This is a genomic window from Roseospira navarrensis (assembly GCF_009601025.1).
GTDB lineage: Bacteria > Pseudomonadota > Alphaproteobacteria > Rhodospirillales > Rhodospirillaceae > Rhodospira > Rhodospira navarrensis.
Genome location: NZ_WIVE01000074.1, coordinates 1 through 16,804 on the forward strand (window position 1 = coordinate 1; position 16,804 = coordinate 16,804).

Here is a 16,804-nt window from a genome sequence, read left to right on the forward strand (position 1 = left end):
CTCCTGGGCATCGCCACCACCAAAGGCCCAATCTCCTACGATATGTTGATCGCGCCGGAAGCAAAGGGATAAGCCTTAATTGCATATTGAGTAGGAGCACTTACAAGGAAAACACATAATGAAAACGCCAAAAACCTCAGCCTCGTATGTCGCTTCGACCCTCTTTCAATTTGACAAAGACTGTCTTCCGCCCAATTCAAAATCGTATTTATTTTCAGACTGCTTCTTTGAGCATCTTCAAAGCCGACAACTATTTCTAAATCCGGGCTAACAGTTGCTGCTGCAGCCCGAATAGCGGCAACCCATTCTATGGCTGCTGCCGCAACATGCTCTAACTCAGCAACTTCATTCTCAGGAAGACCAAAGTATAAGGTAAGGTTGGTTCCAACCATCTACACCCTCCCCATTCATTAGCAGCAAACATAAGGTGATTAAGCACTTATCGTCAACAAAAACTGGATTCTACCGATTCGACACACTGTGTGCGCCTGGATTTTTCCAGCCAAGTGTCAGATGAACCCGAAAAGGAAGGAGTGAGGGCGGCCCCTGGCGGGGCGGGCGCATCGGCGGTATAACGCGCCCGACCCCGATCCCCGCTGCCAAGGAGCCTCGCCCGTGATTCCGCGCTATTCCCGCCCGGCCATGGCCGCCATCTGGGAGCCCGCCAACAAGTTCCGCATCTGGTTCCTGATCGAGGCCCACGCCTGCGACGCGCTCGCCGATCTGGGCGTGATCCCGAAGGAGGCCGCCGCCGCCGTGTGGGAGGCGGGCGACAAGCCCTACACCGCCGAGCGCATCGCCCGCATCGACGCCATCGAGGCCGAGGTCAAGCACGACGTCATCGCCTTCCTGACCGAGCTGGCCGACCACGTGGGCGAACCGGCCCGCTTCGTCCACCAGGGCATGACCTCGTCGGACGTGCTGGACACCTGCCTCGCCGTGCAGCTCACCCAGGCCGCCGACCTGCTGCTGGAGGACCTGGACGCGGTCCTGGCCGCCCTGAAGCGCCGGGCGCTGGAACACCGCATGACCGTGTGCATGGGCCGCAGCCACGGCATCCACGCCGAGCCGGTGACCATGGGCCTGAAGTTCGCCAGCTTCCACGCCGAGTTCGAGCGCGCGCGCGACCGCCTGCTGGCGGCCCGCGCCGACGTGGCGACCTGCGCCATCTCCGGGGCCGTGGGCACCTTCGCCAACATCGATCCGGCGGTTGAAGTCCACGTGGCGAAACAGCTCGGCCTGACGCCGGAGCCGGTCTCCACCCAGATCATCCCGCGCGACCGGCACGCCCAGTTCTTCGCCGTGCTGGGCGTGATCGCCAGTTCCGTCGAGCGTCTGGCCACCGAGGTCCGCCACCTGCAGCGCACCGAGGTGCGCGAGGCCGAGGAATACTTCGCCCCCGGCCAGAAGGGCAGCTCGGCCATGCCGCACAAGCGCAACCCGGTGCTGACCGAGAACCTCACCGGCCTCGCCCGCATCGTGCGCGGCTATGTGGTGCCCGCGATGGAGAACGTCGCCCTGTGGCACGAGCGCGACATCTCCCATTCCTCCGTGGAGCGCATGATCGGCCCCGACGCCACCGTGACCCTGGACTTCGCCCTGGCCCGGCTGGCCGGGGTCGTGGACAAGCTGGTGGTCCACGGCGAGACCATCCGGGCCAACCTGGAGCGCATGGGCGGGTTGGTGTTCTCGCAGCGGGTTTTGCTGGCCCTGACCCAGGCGGGGGTGAGCCGCGAGGACGCCTATCGGCTGGTCCAGCGCAACGCCATGAAGGTCTGGGACGGCGAGGGCGACCTGCTGAGCCTGCTGAAGACCGACGCCGAGGTGACGGCGGCCCTGGACGACGCCACCCTGACCGGGCTGTTCGACCTGGCCCACCACACCCGGCACGTGGACACCATCTTCAAGCGGGTGTTCGGCGCGGCGGTGTAGCGGGGCGGTACGACCGGGACCGGACCACCCGTCTCACGCCGACGACAGGCGGGCGCTCTCGGTCGGCTCGGGATCCAGCCCGTAGGGCGGGTTCGCGCCGAAGGCGCAACCCGCCGCATGCGGTGCCGTCCTTGGATTACAAGACGTGCGTCTTCGTCAGGTGCTTCAGATGTTCCGGTAGAATTGTTTCGTGGTCGTATGTTGCGGACAGAACCTGTTGTTCTTGGAGAATTCCGCTGCTTTCTGTTGCATTTGACACATAAGCCAAACCGTCTCTTACATCATCGAGTTTTCGTTTCTCGCTCACGATCCTCAGGTCTGCACCACGAAGGATCGTTCCCTTCAGGATTGCCCCTGTCCAATTCACTTCCGTCAGGTCAGCGAAACTGGCATCCGCGCCGGACAAGTCCGCGCCGCTCAGGTCGGCGCCCATCAGGTTCGCCCGCCGGAGGTTGGCGCCGCGCAAGTCGGCCCCGCGCAAATCCGCATATCTCAGGTCCGCGTGCTCCAGCGTCCAGTGCGCCAGCGTCTTGCCGCTGGCCGCAATCCGGGGCAGGCGGGCGCGGCTCAGGTCCGGCATCGGGGTATCACGGAGCATGGCTGCGGCCTCTCTGGTCATGACCCCTCCTTGCCCATCATGAGCCAACGGCTCAGCCGTGTCATGTGAAACGGCGGGCCGGCAAGGCGTCGGCCCACCGTTCCTGCGAGCCTCTGTCCCAATGGAGCCTTGCGTGCGGTCTCAGGCGTTTTCAGATCGGCCAACACACGGAAGGCGGCAGCCACATCTTCCGACACAAGCCCCTCATCGATCCAATCGGGGGACTCTTCTTCGGATGCGTCCCGGTCCTCACGGGACCGTTCCCGCGCATAGCCGCCCAGGGTCCTTTCGATTTGGCCCCGCAGGTCCGGCGTCGTGCGGTGCAGGCGTTCCAGGGCATAGATGGCGCCCAGACGCACACCCCGGTTGTCGTAGCCCAGCAGTTCAACAACGGTCGCAAAGCTTTCGGCGACCTGCCGTGCGCGATCCGTGTTCGCGCGGCGCAGGGCGATCCAGAGGCCCGCGAAGGCCAGCCCGGCCGTGACGGGCGCGCCCAGCCCGAGCATCAGATTCCGGAAGACCACGGATGTGTCCACCGTGCAGGCCGCGCTGCCCCACAGGCAGGAGACGGCATCCCATAGGGACCGCACAGTGTCCGGCGAGTCGGTCATCGGCCTGCCCTGAAGAGATCATGCGCGCATCAGGGCCTTACCATAGCGGGTCGTCACTGAAGGTCCAGGACCAAAGCCATCTGACAATGGCCACCCGTCTCACGCCGACGCCGGGCGGGCGCTGTCGGCCGGGTCCGGCTCCAGGCCGTCGTCGTAGACGATCTGGTCGTGGTGCTCGTCGATCCCGGACGGGTCCTGGTGGATCAGCACCTCCGAGTCCGGGAAGGCCCGGCGGATGCGGTGTTCCACCTGATCCGCGATGGCGTGGGCCTTCCACAGGGGCAGGTCCCGGTCCATTTCCAGGTGCAACTGGATGAACGCCTGCGGGCCGGACGAGCGCGTGCGCAGGTCGTGCGCGTCCAGCACCTGGCCGTGCTCGCGGGCGATCTCCAGGATGCGCAGGCGGTCCTCCTCGGGGAACTCCTTGTCCATGAGCAGGCTGAGCGCGGTGCGCAGAATGGTCCAGGCCGTGTACAGCAGGTACAGCGCGATGGCGAGCGCGAACGCCGGGTCGGCCCAGGTGAACCCGCCCAGCGAGACCAGCAGCAGCGAGACGATCACACTGCCGTTGATGAGCACATCCCCGGTGTAGTGCAGCGAGTCGGCGCTGATCGCCACCGAGCGCGTGCGCTTCACCACATGGCGCTGGAACGCCACCAGCCCCAGCGTCAGCACGATGGACGCCACCATGACCGCGATGCCCACGTCGGAGCGGGTCACGGGCACCGGGTCGAGGAACCGCGAGGCCGCCTCGACGATCAGGAACAGCGCCGAGCCGCCGATGAACGCGGCCTGCGCCAGCCCGGCCAGCGGCTCCGCCTTGCCGTGCCCGAAGCGGTGGTCGTGGTCCGCCGGCTCCAGCGCCACCCGGACCGCGAACAGGTTCAGCAGCGAGGCCGCCGCATCCAGCACGGAGTCGATCAGCGTGGACAGCAGAGACAGTGATCCGGTCAGGCTCCAGGCCACCAGCTTGATGACGATCAGGGTGGAGGCCGTGCCGACAGCCGCATAGGTGGCCCAGCGCATCAGCGCGGCGTTGCGGGACGACTCGCCGCCCCGGTCGCCGTGCGACGGATTCGGGCGGCGCGGCGCGCGATCTGGGGTCATGGCGAGTCCTCGGCGTGGATGCGGGCGTCGGCGCGGGCCTCAGGGGTACAGACGCTCGGTCCGCCAGCCCGCCTCGGACCATGTATAGACGACCCGGTCGTGCAGACGGAACGGCCGATCGCGCCAGAATTCGATGCGCTCGGCCACCACCCGCGATCCGGTCCAGAAGGGCGGGCGCGGAACCGGGCCGACGGCGTGGCGCGCGGCATACTGGGCGATGCGCTTTTCCAGGTCCAGGCGGCTTTCCAGCGGGCGCGACTGCCGCGATGCCCACGCGCCGATGCGGCTGTCGCGCGGGCGGGAGTTGAAATAGGCGTCGGCCTCGGCATCGCCGACGCGGACCACCGGCCCTTCCACCCGCACCTGCCGGCGCAGGCTCTTCCAGTGGAAGCACAGGGCGGCGCGGGGATTGGCCTCCAGTTCGCCACCCTTGCGGCTTTCCATGTTGGTGTAGAACACGAAGCCGCCGTCCGGGCCGGCGATGCGCACCACGCCCTTCAGCAGAACCATCCGGACCGAGGGCACGCCGTCGGGCGTCGCGGTGGCCAGGGCGACCGCGTTGGGGTCGTTCGGTTCGGTCTTCTCCGCCTCCGTCAGCCAGGCGTCGAACAGGGCGAAGGGGTCGGCGACCTCAAGGGATGACACGGGCGGGTCCTCAGTTGGTGAGGGGGGCGGTGCGGTGCGGGACAACGGGCTGGGGTGGGTGACCCCGGCATACGTAAGGGACAAGGGGGGTGGATCGCAATGCTGCCGGCCCGCCCCGCAACGGGAGAGGATGACGCGCCCCCTGCGCACAATCCGGGATGGACCGACCGACCCCACACTTCGGTGAATGGTCGAACGGTTGTTCGCGCAGAGGTCTGGACCCGACCGGGCCGGGTCCTTACAATCCGGTCACCCTTAGAAAAACATTTCCGTGCAAAAAGGGACGTGTCATTGGCGACGGAACGGCGCACCGGGCCCACGGACGCCGGGGGAGCATCACGGATGAAGGGACCCTTTGGCCTGGCGGAGGGGTGGGACCCGGCCAACGTTCTGACAGCCATCAACGAGGCTCTGCTCACGGGCGTCTGCATCACCGACAGAACGGGGTGCTTCGTCAGCGTCTCCAAGGGATGGTGCGACATCTACGGGGTCGAGCCGGACGACGTACTCGGCCGGCATTTCACCCTGGTGGTCCCGGAGCCGTACCGCGAGACGGCCACGCGGATGCATGACGACTTCATCGAAGGCGGCGTGGAAATCCCGGCCGAGTGGCAGGTGCGGCGGCCGGACGGCCGGCCGGTCTGGATCCGGGTCGGCGCGGCGCGCTTCCACGACCGCGACGGCGCGCCGTTCAAGGTCACGACCGTCGAGGACATCACGGCCCGCAAGGTGGCCGAACAGGCGCTGGCGGACAGTCACGCCCGCCTGGAAAAGCTGAACCGCGACAAGGACCGCCTGTTCTCCATCATCGGGCACGACCTGCGCGGCCCGTTCAATCCCATCCTGGGCTACGTGGACCTGATGGAGACCCTGGGCGAGTCGCTGACCGTGCCCCAGGCGCTCGACTACGCCGGCCGCATCCAGGAGGCCGCCGGGCACGCGCTGGCTTTGCTCGACAACCTGCTGGAATGGTCACGGCTGCATGTGGATGCCCGGACCGCCAACCCGAAGGTGCAGCCCCTGCAGCCCCTGGTGACCGACGTCGCGCGCACCATGGGATCGGTGGCGGACCGCAAGGGCATCCGGGTGGCGGTGGACATCGCCCCGTCCCTCAGCGCCCGCACCGACGCCAACATGCTGACCACCGTGCTGCGCAACCTGATGAGCAACGCCCTGAAGTTCACGCCCGAGGGCGGCAGCATCACCCTGCGCGGCGGCACCGACGGGGCGTCGGTGGGCCTGCATGTGATCGACACCGGGGTGGGCATGGCGCAGGAGTCGCTGGACCGCATCCTGGCCACGGGCGAGGCGGTCTCCACCCCCGGCACGTCCAACGAGCCGGGCACGGGCCTGGGCCTGCGGGTCTGCCGCGAGATGCTGGACCGCCTGGGCGGACGCCTGACCGGCCGCAGCGTCCCCGGCGAGGGGACCACCATCACCGTGCGGCTGCCGCATCCCGACGACGCGCCGGGACCGTAGCCCCGTGTCCTCCGCCTCCGTCGTTCCGCCGCACGGTCCCGATGCCGCGGCGGCCGATCCCGGCCGCACCGTCGGCGTGCGCCTGTCGGACGCCGCCCTGCAGTACGGCGGCGTGCGGCTGTTCGACGGCCTGGCGCTCACCCTGCCGGCCGGCCGCACCACCGCGCTGCTGGGGCCGAGCGGGGTGGGCAAGTCCACCCTGCTGCGCCTGATCGCGGGCCTGGAGGCCGGGGACCACGCCCGGGCCACGGTCACATGCGACGACGGCCGCCCCCTGACGGGCCGCGTGGCCTATCTGGCGCAGCGCGATTCGCTGCTGCCCTGGGCCGGTGCCCTCGACAACGTGGCCCTGGGGGCGCGCCTGCGGGGCGAGCCCATGGGACCGGCGCGCGCCCGCGCCGCCGCCCTGCTGGCCGAGGTCGGACTGGGCGACCGTCTGACCGCGCGGCCGGGGACGCTGTCGGGCGGGATGCGTCAGCGCGTCGCCCTGGCCCGCGCGCTGATGGAGGACCGGCCGGTCATCCTGATGGACGAGCCGTTCTCGGCGCTGGATTTTCTCACCCGCCTGCGGCTCCAGGACCTGACGGCGCGTCTGCTGGCCGGGCGCACGGTGCTGCTGGTGACCCACGACCCGCTGGAGGCCCTGCGCCTGGGCGACGCCGTCCACGTGCTGCACGGCCGCCCGGCGACCCTGGACGCGCCGCTGACCCCGCCGGGGGCGCCCCCACGCGAGGCCGTGGACCCGGCCGTGCTGGCGCTTCAGGCCGAGGTGCTGCGCCGCCTGACCGGCGAGGACCATGCGGGGGGAGGCGGCGCGCCATGATGGCCCGCGTGGGACGGATCGGGGTGACGGTCGCCGGCCTGCTGGCGCTGTGGCACCTGGCCTATGTGCTCAACGGCCGGCGGGACTATCTGCTGCCGTCGCCCGCGCAGACGCTGGAGACGGCGTGGCGGCGCCTCGACACCCTGTGGGGGCACGCCCTGGTCACCTACGGCGAGATCCTGCTGGGCCTCGCCCTGGGCACGGCGCTGGGCGTGGCCTCGGCGCTGGCGCTGGTGTCCTGGGCGCCGGTGCGGCGCTGGCTGATGCCGGTGCTGGTGGTCAGCCAGGCGGTGCCCGTGTTCGCCCTGGCGCCGCTGCTGGTGCTGTGGCTGGGCTACGGGCTGGCCTCCAAGGTCGCGATGGCGACGCTCATCATCTATTTCCCCGTCGCCAGCGCGTTCCTGGACGGCCTGCGCCGCACCGACCCGCTGTGGCTGGAGCAGGCGCGGGTGATGAACGCCGGCCGCTGGGCCACGCTGCGGCACATCCGCATTCCGGCGGCGCTGCCGGCGCTGGCCAGCGGCCTGCGGGTGGCGACCGCCGTGGCGCCCATCGGGGCCGTGGTCGGCGAGTGGGTGGGGTCCTCCGCCGGGCTCGGCTATCTGATGCTGCACGCCAACGCCCGCATGCAGATCGACCTGATGTTCGCCGCCCTGGCCCTGCTGGCGGTGTTCGCGGTGCTGCTCTATTTCGTGGTGGACGCCACCATGCGCCGGCTGGTGCCCTGGCAGCGCGAGACCGAGGCGCACGACGGTTAAGCGCGTGCCGGCCCTATACCCAAGGGCCATCGGCCGTTTGCCAGGGTGTTTCAGACGGGAAAAACCGCGTAGCCTGTTCGCTTATTCCGGCGGCACCGGCCCTCTCCCCCACCCGGCCACCCCCCATCCCTTTCCTTGGGGATACTGGCGTTGGGTGGCCGGGTGGGGGAGAGGGCCGGCCACGGACTTCAACGGTCATCGTCAGATGACGTTGGAATGATGGCGGGGATCAGGCGCCCGTCGCCCCCCGCCCGGCCCACGGTGCCGCGGTCCTGTCCGAAGACCGCGGCCTTCCAGGGGAGTGACGTCCTCATGACTCCGGACGATGCCTCTCGCCCCACCCCCCCATCGACCGCCGAGGACGACGCCACCGCGCTCGCCCGGGTCGCCGTCGTCCTGTCCAGCGCCCGCGAGTCCGGCGACCCGGTCGCGCTCGACAGCGCGCTGGACCTGAACCTGTATCTCTGGGTGGGCATCCGCACCCTGGTGCGGCGGCCGGACAACGCCCTGCCGCCCGAGGTCAAGGACAACCTGCTGCACCTGTCCGCCTATGTGGCGCGCAAGTGCGTGCACGAGCGGGCGACGCTGGACGACGCCGACATCGGCACGCTCATCAACGCCAATCTGCAGATCGCCGAAGGCCTGCTCGAAGGCCAGCTTGGCGCGGCGTCCGCCCCGGTGTGATCTCGCGTCGCGCCCGTCAACGCCGTCTCGTAGACGTCTCGTAGGGCGGCTTCGCGCCACAGGCGCAAGCCGCCGGATACGGCGCCGCCCCTGGCGGAGTGCCCCGCGACGCGGGTCCGATCCCCCCTACCCGGTCCGGTCCGCGCCGAACACGACCGGCGCGGCGCGGCCGAGGGCGCGCTCGGCGGTCGCACTGCGGCGGGCGAGGCGCACCAGCGCCGGCACGCGCCACGGGCCGGCCAGCATCCGTCGCACCGCCATGGCGGCATTGGGCGAGCCGTCCCGGTTCAGCACCCCGGCGATCCAGGGCGGCAGCACGTCGTTCGCGGTATCGGCCACCGTGCGCAGCACCAGGAAGGGCACGCCGGCCGCCTCCGCCACGCGGGCGACGGCATGGCTTTCCATGTCCACGGCCACGGCCCCGGTGCGCGCGGCCAGGGCGTGCTTGCCCTCCACCGAGCCCACCGCCCGGTCCGAGCCCATCAGCGCCCCGGTCTGGAACGGCGGCAGGTCGGTGGGCGCGGCCGCCATGACGGCGGCGTGCCAGACGGCGTCCACCATCCAGGTCTGCTCGGGATTGTGGCGGTTGATGACCCGCGCCGGCAGCACGATCGAGCCGGGCACCAGCGCCGGGTCCAGGCCGCCGCAGATGCCCGCGCTGACCAGGGCCCGCGCGCCGTCCGCCAGCAGGGCGCGGGCGGCGGCCTCGGCCTTGTCCGGGCCGGGACCCAGGCAACGCGCCGCGAGGCCCGGCACCCCCGAGAGGGCGCGGACCTCGCTGGTCAGGCCGGTGACCACCCCGATCGGGGCCGTCATGGCGGGAGGACTGGCGGGGGGCGTGGTGTCCATGGAGACCCGTTAGATCCCCCAGGACACCCGGCGGGAGTTGCCGCGCGTCAGGTTGCGATAGCGCGACAGCGCCCACAGCGGGAAGAACGCCGGATAGCCGTGGTACTTCAGGTAGAAGATGCGCGGGAAGCCGACGGCGTTGTACAGCTCCTCGGTCCAGCGGCCTTCCTCGCGCGGGGCGTGCGACAGATAGGCGATGCCTTTGCGCACGGCGTCGCTGTCCACCTCGCCGGCGGCCATCAGGCCGAGCACGGCCCAGGACGTCTGCGTCGGCGTGGACGCCTTCACGAAGTCGCGCTTGTCGGCCCAGTAGCTCTCGCAGCCCTCGCCCCAGCCGCCGTCGGCCTGCTGGCGACGCTTCAGCCACGCCACGGCGGCCTGGATGTGCGGCGCCTGCGGGTCCTCGCCCACGGCGTTGAAGGCGGCCAGCGCCGACCAGGTGCCGTAGATGTAGTTGGTCCCCCAGCGGCCGAACCAGGAGCCGTCGGGCTCCTGCTCGCTCTTCAGGAAGGCCAGCGCCCGGTCGATCACCGGCGTGTACTTCGGATCGCCGATCTGGGCCAGGAAGCCGACGCACCGGGCGGTCACATCCACCGTGGGCGGGTCCAGCAGGGCGCCATGGTCGGCGAACGGGATGTGGTTGAGCACGTAGTACTCGTTGTCGGCGTCGAAGGCGCCCCAGCCGCCGTTGCGCGACTGCAGCCCGGCGATCCACTCGGCGGCGCGGTCGATGGCCTCCTTGTTCTTCGGGTCGCGGGCGCGGTCCAGCAGCATGCCGATCACAGCCGTGTCGTCCACGTCCGGATAGTGCGCGTTGTTGTACTGGAAGGCCCAGCCGCCCGGTCGCAGGCCCGGCTTCCACGCGGCGTAGTCACCCACCGTGTCCAGGATCTGGCGGTCGCGCAGCCACGCGCAGGCGCCGGCGATGGCGCTGTCCTGGGCCGCCGGCGCGGCATCGCTCAGGCCGCCCCGGCCCTGGGCGATGGTCTCCTGCATGGCCAGCGAGGCAAGGCCCGTGTCCCACACCGGCGACAGGCAGGGCTGGACGTAGGCGTGATCGCCCTTGTCCACGATCAGCCCGTCCACCGCCTTGCGGGCGGTGCGGACGTGCGGGTGATCCTTGGGATAGCCCAGGGTGTGATAGACCATCAGGCAGTTGGCGATGGCGGGATAGATGCCGCCCAGGCCGTCCACGCCGTTCAGGCGCTCCTCGACGAATTTCAGGGCCTTTTCCGTGGCCTTGCGCTCACCCGAGACGGGGAACAGCGGCTCGAACAGGCGGGCGATTGCATCCACCTTGAGCAGCAGGCTGCCCATCCAGTGCCCAGTCGGGTTGGAGTGGTACTTGCGCTCCTTCTCCGGCGGGGTCACGAACAGCTCGGACACCTCGACGCCGCGCGGGTTCACGGCGCGCGCCCGGCGGGAATACAGCACGAACAGCGGCACCATCACGGTGCGCGACCAGTACGACACCTTGTCCAGGTGGAACGGGAACCAGCGCGGCAGCAGCATGGCCTCGACCCGGGCCACCGGGCAGGCGCGCCAGGGCACCTGGCCGAACATGGCCAGGGTGTAGCGGGTGAAGACGTTGGCGCGCGCCGCGCCGCCGCGCTTCAGGATGGCTTCGCGCGCGCGCACCATGTGCGGGGCGTCGGGGTGATCCCCGACCAGCTTGAGCGCGTAGTAGGCCTTGACGGACGCGCTCATGTCGAAGTCGCCGTCATGGAACAGCGGCCAGCCGCCGTGCGCGCCCTGGATGCGGCGCAGATAGACGGCGATCTTCTGTTCCCGGGCGTCGTCGATCTCGTCCAGGAAGTGGTTCAGCAGGATGTATTCCGACGGGATGGTGGCATCGGCTTCCAGCTCGAACACCCAGTGGCCGTCGTCGTTCTGGCGCTTGCGCAGCCAGCCGGAGACCTCGTCGATGACGCGGTCGATCACACCCGGATCCGGGACGCCCGGGTCCGACGCGCCGTCCTCACGGGGTCCGTGGCCCTCGGTCCCGCCCAGGGTCGGGTTCAGGGTCGGGTCCGCCCCGGGCGCGTTGTCCTGGGCCGGGGTCGGGCGCCCGTCGCGCGCGGGGGACCACTGCATGGAGAACGAGGGGTGAGACTCTAGATCGATGACAGGTGTCTTGTGCAACGCTTTGTTCATCGGAAACGGCATTCCCTGGCTGGCGCGGCGCGACTGATGCAGCCCTCGGGCAGCGTGGTTCGCAAGGATCGTGCCGGGGCCGGGACCCCGGTCACAGGTTTGGGACAGGACGAGATATCCCCCCTGTTCAGAGCCCGCCCGGCGGATGGCCCGCGCAACGGGTCTTCGTCACGGCGTGTCCGCCTGTCGGCGTGTTCGCGGTGGCGGCCCCCGAAACGGACGACGGGGGCAGGGACAGACGCGATATCGCCGCATCGGGCGGCGGAACCACACCGGCCCAGCATCGGGAAGGACCCGAAACGGGCGGACGCCGGCCTTGGCGACCTGTTCTTGTTATCCCTGAATGGATCAGGGGCTTTTCCTTGCGGGCGAGACCGGCTAGCCTGACGTCTCGCGGCTGGGTTTTGCCGCGCCGGCTAACGCACCGCACCAGAAAGGGTTTTGGACTGGCGGGGGGCGATCCGTCAAGTCGCGCGTTGCAATGCAATGACGGATTCCGCCGCTCTGTGGCCGGAACGCACCGCGCCTTCGATGGTGGCGGGCAAGCCGGTATCGGTCCAGTCGCCCGCCAGCACCAGATTGGCGAACGGCCCCCGCACCCCCGGGCGGCGCGCCACCTGCTCCGGCGTCTGGGCGAAGGTGGCCCGCTTTTCCTTGATGACCTTGACCGGCGGCATGGGTGTGCCCTCGGGCAGGTCCAGGGCGCGGGCGATCTCGGGCCAGACCGGCTCGGCGATCATGTCCGGCGGCAGGTCGATCAGGTGGCTGGCCGCGCTGATGGTCACCGAGGCGACATCGCCGCGCACGAACAGCCATTCCGCCGTGCCGCCCAGCAGGCCCAGCGGCTGGGCCACCCGCGCCGGAGTCTCGGGCAGCCGGAAATGCAGGTTCACGATCGGCCGGAACACGTTCGGCACCCGCAGCATGGGCAGCAGCAGGCTCGCCGCCCAGGGCGGCACCGCCAGCACCACGGCGTCGCCGGGGGCCAGATCCACGGCGCCGTCCTGGAACACCAGCCGGGACAGGCGGCCGTCGCGGCTTTCCAGTTCCTTCAGGCGGCGCCCGAAGGTGACGGTCGCACCGCGCGCCTCCAGCAGGCGCAGGGCGGGCGTCACGAAGGTCTCGCTGAGGCCGTCGCGCGCCCACAACGGGCGGCAGGCGCGGCCGCCCTTCCCGAAGGTCTCCACCAGCACCGGCCACAGAAGGCGGGCCTGGGCCAGTTCGGCCTCGGTGTTGAGCGCGGACACGGCCAGCGGGTGCCAGAACCGATCATACAGCGGCCCGGCCCGGCCCAGCACGTCCGAGACCGTGGCCTCGGGCCGCGCCCGCCCCAGCCGCAGCCCGGACAGATACTCGCGCGCCCGCGTGCCGGGCACCCGCCGCGCCCGGTCGAACACCCAGCCCGGCCACAGGCCGGGGCCGATGCGCACCACCCAGCGTTCGCCGCTGGCCAGATCGAGAAAGGGATAGCGCGTGCCCGGCGGCCCCACCAGACGGTCGCGGGCGCCGATGTCGTCCAGGAACCGGAACACCGAGCGGTTACCCGACAGCAGCAGGTGGTTGCCGTTGTCGATCACCCGCTCCAGCGTCGTGTCATGGAACGAGCGCGCCCGGCCCCCGGCCTGCCCGGCGCCCTCGGACAGGGCGACGGCGTGCCCGGCCCGCGCCAGCGTCACCGCGCAGGCGAGCCCGGCGAGGCCGGCGCCGATCACATGAACCCGACGGGCGGGTGCGTCCGTCCCCATCATCACCGCAATCCGTACCGCAGGGCGATGGCCAGCTTGACGGCCTTGGGCACCCGGGGCGGGTGGCGCACCGCATCCCAGCCGCCCGCATCCAGCCGGCGGAAGAGGGCGTGGTAGACCTCCTTCATCACCCGGGCCGGACGCGCGGGGGCGCGCGGCAGGCGGGCGAACAGCGCATCCGCCTCGGCGAAGCGGGCCGCCGCCAGCGCCGCCAGTTCGGCGCGCACCGCCGGGACGGCCGGATGGTCCAGGATGGCGTCGGCCGGTCCCGCCTCGGGATCGACCCCGTGCGCCACCAGCCGGTCGGTGGGCAGATAGACGCGGTCGCGCTCCGCGTCCTCGGCCACGTCGCGCAGGATGTTGGTGAGCTGAAGCGCGCCACCCACGGCGCTGGCCAGGGCGGGACTGTCGGCGGGCGCGATCCCGAACACGGGGTTGGACAGCCGCCCGACCGCGCAGGCCACCCGGTCGCAGTACACCATCAGCGCGGGCAGGTCGGGGATCCGCACCCGGTCCGCCGCGTCCGTGTCCATGCCGTCCAGCACGGCGTGGAAGTCCGCCTCCTGGCAGCCGAAGCGGTGCACCGTCCAGGCCAGGGCGCGGTCCAGCGGCTCGTGGGCGCGCGGGCGGCCGGCGCACAAGGCGGCGACGCGCCCGCGCCAGTCGGCGAGCCGCGCGCGCTTCTCGTCGGGCGGGGCGGGGTCGTCGGCGATGTCGTCCACCACCCGGCAGAAGGCGTAGACCGCGAACATGCCGTGCCGGCGCTCCGCCGGCAGCAGCCGCATGGCCAGGCCGAACGAGGTGCCCGAGGCGGCCATGATCCGTGTGGCGGTCGCCCGCGCCTCATCGTCCAGCACGGGCCGGACGGTGCCGCCGGACGCACGGTCCGGCGCGGGCTGAAGATGCAGGACCGTCATTGATAGACCCGCCCCTTCCAGGCGCGCCCGCGCCCCATCCAGTGCCGACGGGCGGAATCCACCGTCATGCCGGCGTACAGCAGCGCCGCCGCCGGCAGCGTCAAGGCCCGCCAGCGCGGCATGTGATAGACCTTGAGCGTCGGCCAGTAGGCGACGGCCATCAGCCCCCAGCCGATCAGGCCCAGGGCGGCCGTCACCGGGTCCGCCGTGACCGCGCCCCAGACCAGGGCCACCGGCGGCCACAGATAGGTCACGGCCATGAAGGCCAGCATCAGCAGCAGGTTCAGCGCCGAGTTGCCAAGCTGGGTGAAGGCCGTGCGGGTGACGATGCGCCAGATCTCGCCCTGCCCCTCGTACCGCCGCAGCGAGCGGGTGCGGGTCGCCAGCCCCAGCCAGATCGAGACGTTCTGCGCCTTGACGTTGCGGGCCAGGGCGCAATCGTCGATCAGCTCTGACTTGATGGCCTCGATCCCGCCGGCGGCGTCGAAGGCATCCAGCCGCACCAGCATGCAGCCGCCGGCCGCGCCCGCCACCTTGGAGCGCGGATCGTTCACCTTCGGGAACGGGTAGAGCTTCTGGAAGAAGAACACGAAGGCGGGGATGAGCAGCTTTTCCCAGACCGAGACGCAGCGCAGCCGCACCATCAGCGACACCAGCGCCCGGTTCTCGCGCACCGCGCGCGCCATCAGGCGGCTCAGGTTGCCGGGGTTGTGCTCGATCTCGGCATCCGTCAGCAGCACGTATTTGGCCTCCGGCGTCACCTGCCGGGCGTGCGTCAGACCCTGGTGGACGGCCCACATCTTGCCGGACCAGCCCGCCGGCAACGGCTCGCCCTGAATGACGTGCAGGCACGCCTTCTCGTCCGGCCGCTCGGCGGCGGCGCGGGCGGCCTCGGCGGTGCCGTCGCTGCTGTTGTCGTCCACCACCACCACGGTCAGCGGGCCGGGGTAGTCCTGGCGCAGCAGGGAATGGACCGTGCGGCCGATGGTGAACACCTCGTCCCGGGCGGGGATGACGGCGACCACGGGGACGGCCTCGTCATGGGTCACGCCCGCGTTGTCCAGCTTCTGGTCGGCGCGCCAGAACCCGCCGCGCCCCAGCAGCAGGCCGAGCCACACCAGAACCGCCGCCAGCGACACCCAGGCGGCCAGGGGCATGGCGGCCAGGACGTCCATGACCTCGGCACCACCCATGATGTTGGTATCCTCCCGCACGCGGTCGCGGTTGCGCCCGCAGACCGCCTTTCATTTCGGCGCCGGACTCCCCCGATCATCGTCGGATGCCGGTGGTCCAGGACCGTCCTGTTCTAGCGCGCCAGCAGGCCGCGCGCCACCCCGCGCAGCGCGCAGGCCGCCGCGCCGCCCTTGGAGAGTTTGACGCGGCCCGCCACGGGGTCCTCGCGCGACAGCTTGCGGATCAGCGCATGGGCCACGGCCACGATCACCGCGCTTTCCAGGCCCAGGCGGCGGTCCAGGCAGCCGCCGGGCAGGGCGTCGGCCTCGCGCATCAGGGCGCGGCAGCCCTCCAGGCAGCGGTCCAGCACCCGGCGCAGGGCGGGCGAGGCGGCGGCCGCGTCCAGATCCGCGACCCGCGCCCCCTCCGCCGTCATCCAGTCCTGCGGCAGATAGACCCGATCAAGCGTCCGGTAGTCGTCCTGGCAGTCCTGCAGGTGATTGATGACCTGCAGCGCATTGCACAGGGCGTCCGATGCGCCGTAGCCGTCGCGGGCGCCGCCGTGCAGGTCGATCAGGTAGCGCCCCACCGGCGCGGCCGAGAGCCGGCAATACCCCATCAGGTCGTCCCAGTCGGCATAGCGGCCCTTCACCGCGTCTTGCTTGAAGGCCGCGATCAGGTCCACGCCGTGCTGCGCCGGCACGCCGGTCGCCCGCAGGCTCTCGCGCATCGCGTGGCCCTTGGCGAAGGCCGGATCCGTGGTGTCCCGGCCGGTGATGGCGGCCTCGAACCCGTCCAGGCGGGCGATCTTCTCGTCCGGGGACAGGTCGGGGGCGTCGCCGATGTCGTCGATGGCGCGGGCGAAGGCGTAGAACGTCGCCACGTGCGGGCGCAGCCGCCGGGCGATCAGGATGGAGCCGACCGGGAAGTTCTCGGTGCCCGCGTGCTTGCCGGAGGGCGCTTCCACCTGCCGGGCGGAGTCGGGCGACGTCGGAGTCGGGCGGGGCGCGGCGGCGGGCGGCATGGGCGAGGGGTCCGGCGGTGGGCGGTCGCGCCGGTGTACCAGACCGGGCCCGGCAAGGCGAGCGGTGTGGAGTGGGGCGTCCAGGGCTCCGAACTGGGATTGCCGTTCTGTGAAACGGAGGAAGGGGAACCCACCTCACGAGGTCCTTCAGCCGCTTCGCGGCTTCAGGATTGTCTGTTTGATTTGTGGCATTGTGGAGATGCCGGGTTGCGGGGCCCCGGGTGGCCACCCGGGGCCCCGCACCGGATCGTGTGATCGTCTCAGGATGGGGTCTTTGCCCGTTGTCATCGTGATCCGCGATCCGG

At 70.6% G+C, this 16,804-nt stretch carries 16 protein-coding genes; 5 read left to right on the forward strand and 11 right to left on the reverse strand.

The features are described from left to right. Window positions 1–35: 35 nt before the first annotated feature. Window positions 36–392 carry a hypothetical protein gene (locus GHC57_RS16660; protein WP_153346319.1) on the reverse strand — a complete coding sequence of 119 codons (357 nt, stop codon included), beginning with the start codon at window positions 390–392 and terminating at the stop codon, window positions 36–38. 223 nt (window positions 393–615) lie between these two features. Here GHC57_RS16660 and purB point away from each other — a divergent pair, with 223 nt between their 5' ends. Beyond that, on the forward strand, window positions 616–1,932 hold the full coding sequence (gene purB / locus GHC57_RS16665; protein ID WP_170294932.1) for an adenylosuccinate lyase: 1,317 nt from the start codon (window positions 616–618) through the stop codon (window positions 1,930–1,932). Between the two features lie 136 nt (window positions 1,933–2,068). Here the strand turns inward: purB and GHC57_RS16670 are convergent, their stop codons facing one another. The 4 genes from GHC57_RS16670 to pdxH all read right to left on the reverse strand — a co-directional run bounded on the left by GHC57_RS16670 (window position 2,069) and on the right by pdxH (window position 4,893). After that, the gene (locus GHC57_RS16670; RefSeq protein ID WP_153346321.1) at window positions 2,069–2,551 is read right to left on the reverse strand and encodes a pentapeptide repeat-containing protein; all 483 of its coding nucleotides are present in this window, start codon (window positions 2,549–2,551) and stop codon (window positions 2,069–2,071) included. Continuing rightward, window positions 2,548–3,141: a hypothetical protein gene (locus GHC57_RS16675; protein ID WP_153346323.1), complete on the reverse strand. Its 594-nt coding sequence runs from the start codon at window positions 3,139–3,141 to the stop codon at window positions 2,548–2,550. Before GHC57_RS16675 ends, GHC57_RS16670 begins: the two co-directional genes overlap by 4 nt. Window positions 3,142–3,240: 99 nt before the next feature. Then, window positions 3,241–4,248 (reverse strand): cation diffusion facilitator family transporter, encoded by a 1,008-nt coding sequence (locus GHC57_RS16680; protein ID WP_153346325.1) that lies wholly within the window; start codon window positions 4,246–4,248, stop codon window positions 3,241–3,243. Window positions 4,249–4,287: 39 nt separating this feature from the next. Then, window positions 4,288–4,893 carry a pyridoxamine 5'-phosphate oxidase gene (pdxH, locus tag GHC57_RS16685; RefSeq protein ID WP_170294933.1) on the reverse strand — a complete coding sequence of 202 codons (606 nt, stop codon included), beginning with the start codon at window positions 4,891–4,893 and terminating at the stop codon, window positions 4,288–4,290. A 342-nt stretch (window positions 4,894–5,235) separates the two neighbouring features. Between pdxH and GHC57_RS16690 the strand changes: the two genes are divergently transcribed. From GHC57_RS16690 to GHC57_RS16705, 4 genes are all read left to right on the forward strand, one after another. Further along, entirely contained in the window at window positions 5,236–6,372 is a 1,137-nt protein-coding gene (locus GHC57_RS16690) for a PAS domain-containing sensor histidine kinase (protein ID WP_170294934.1), read from the forward strand. 4 nt (window positions 6,373–6,376) lie between these two features. Next, on the forward strand, window positions 6,377–7,195 hold the full coding sequence (locus tag GHC57_RS16695; RefSeq protein WP_425500693.1) for an ABC transporter ATP-binding protein: 819 nt from the start codon (window positions 6,377–6,379) through the stop codon (window positions 7,193–7,195). Further along, window positions 7,195–7,953: an ABC transporter permease gene (locus GHC57_RS16700; RefSeq protein WP_153346343.1), complete on the forward strand. Its 759-nt coding sequence runs from the start codon at window positions 7,195–7,197 to the stop codon at window positions 7,951–7,953. The genes GHC57_RS16695 and GHC57_RS16700 overlap by 1 nt, the downstream gene beginning before the upstream one ends. 312 nt (window positions 7,954–8,265) lie before the next feature. Then, complete coding sequence (locus GHC57_RS16705) at window positions 8,266–8,637, forward strand: flagellar biosynthesis regulator FlaF (RefSeq protein ID WP_153346329.1); 372 nt, start codon at window positions 8,266–8,268, stop codon at window positions 8,635–8,637. Window positions 8,638–8,763: 126 nt separating this feature from the next. Here the strand turns inward: GHC57_RS16705 and GHC57_RS16710 are convergent, their stop codons facing one another. The 6 genes from GHC57_RS16710 to hpnC form a co-directional block, all read right to left on the reverse strand. After that, on the reverse strand, window positions 8,764–9,486 hold the full coding sequence (locus tag GHC57_RS16710; protein WP_153346331.1) for a phosphorylase family protein: 723 nt from the start codon (window positions 9,484–9,486) through the stop codon (window positions 8,764–8,766). A 9-nt stretch (window positions 9,487–9,495) separates the two neighbouring features. Continuing rightward, complete coding sequence (shc, locus tag GHC57_RS16715; protein WP_246152424.1) at window positions 9,496–11,640, reverse strand: squalene--hopene cyclase; 2,145 nt, start codon at window positions 11,638–11,640, stop codon at window positions 9,496–9,498. 464 nt (window positions 11,641–12,104) lie between these two features. Further along, entirely contained in the window at window positions 12,105–13,388 is a 1,284-nt protein-coding gene (hpnE, locus tag GHC57_RS16720; RefSeq protein ID WP_246152426.1) for a hydroxysqualene dehydroxylase HpnE, read from the reverse strand. Next, complete coding sequence (hpnD, locus tag GHC57_RS20120; RefSeq protein WP_153346333.1) at window positions 13,388–14,302, reverse strand: presqualene diphosphate synthase HpnD; 915 nt, start codon at window positions 14,300–14,302, stop codon at window positions 13,388–13,390. The genes hpnE and hpnD overlap by 1 nt, the downstream gene beginning before the upstream one ends. Further along, a complete protein-coding gene (locus GHC57_RS20125; protein ID WP_246152428.1) occupies window positions 14,299–15,495 on the reverse strand; it encodes a glycosyltransferase in 1,197 nt (398 codons plus the stop codon). Before GHC57_RS20125 ends, hpnD begins: the two co-directional genes overlap by 4 nt. Before the next feature lie 113 nt (window positions 15,496–15,608). Next, window positions 15,609–16,499, reverse strand: a complete 891-nt coding sequence (gene hpnC, locus GHC57_RS16735; protein WP_153346335.1) for a squalene synthase HpnC — start codon at window positions 16,497–16,499, stop codon at window positions 15,609–15,611. Between the last annotated feature and the right edge of the window lie 305 nt (window positions 16,500–16,804).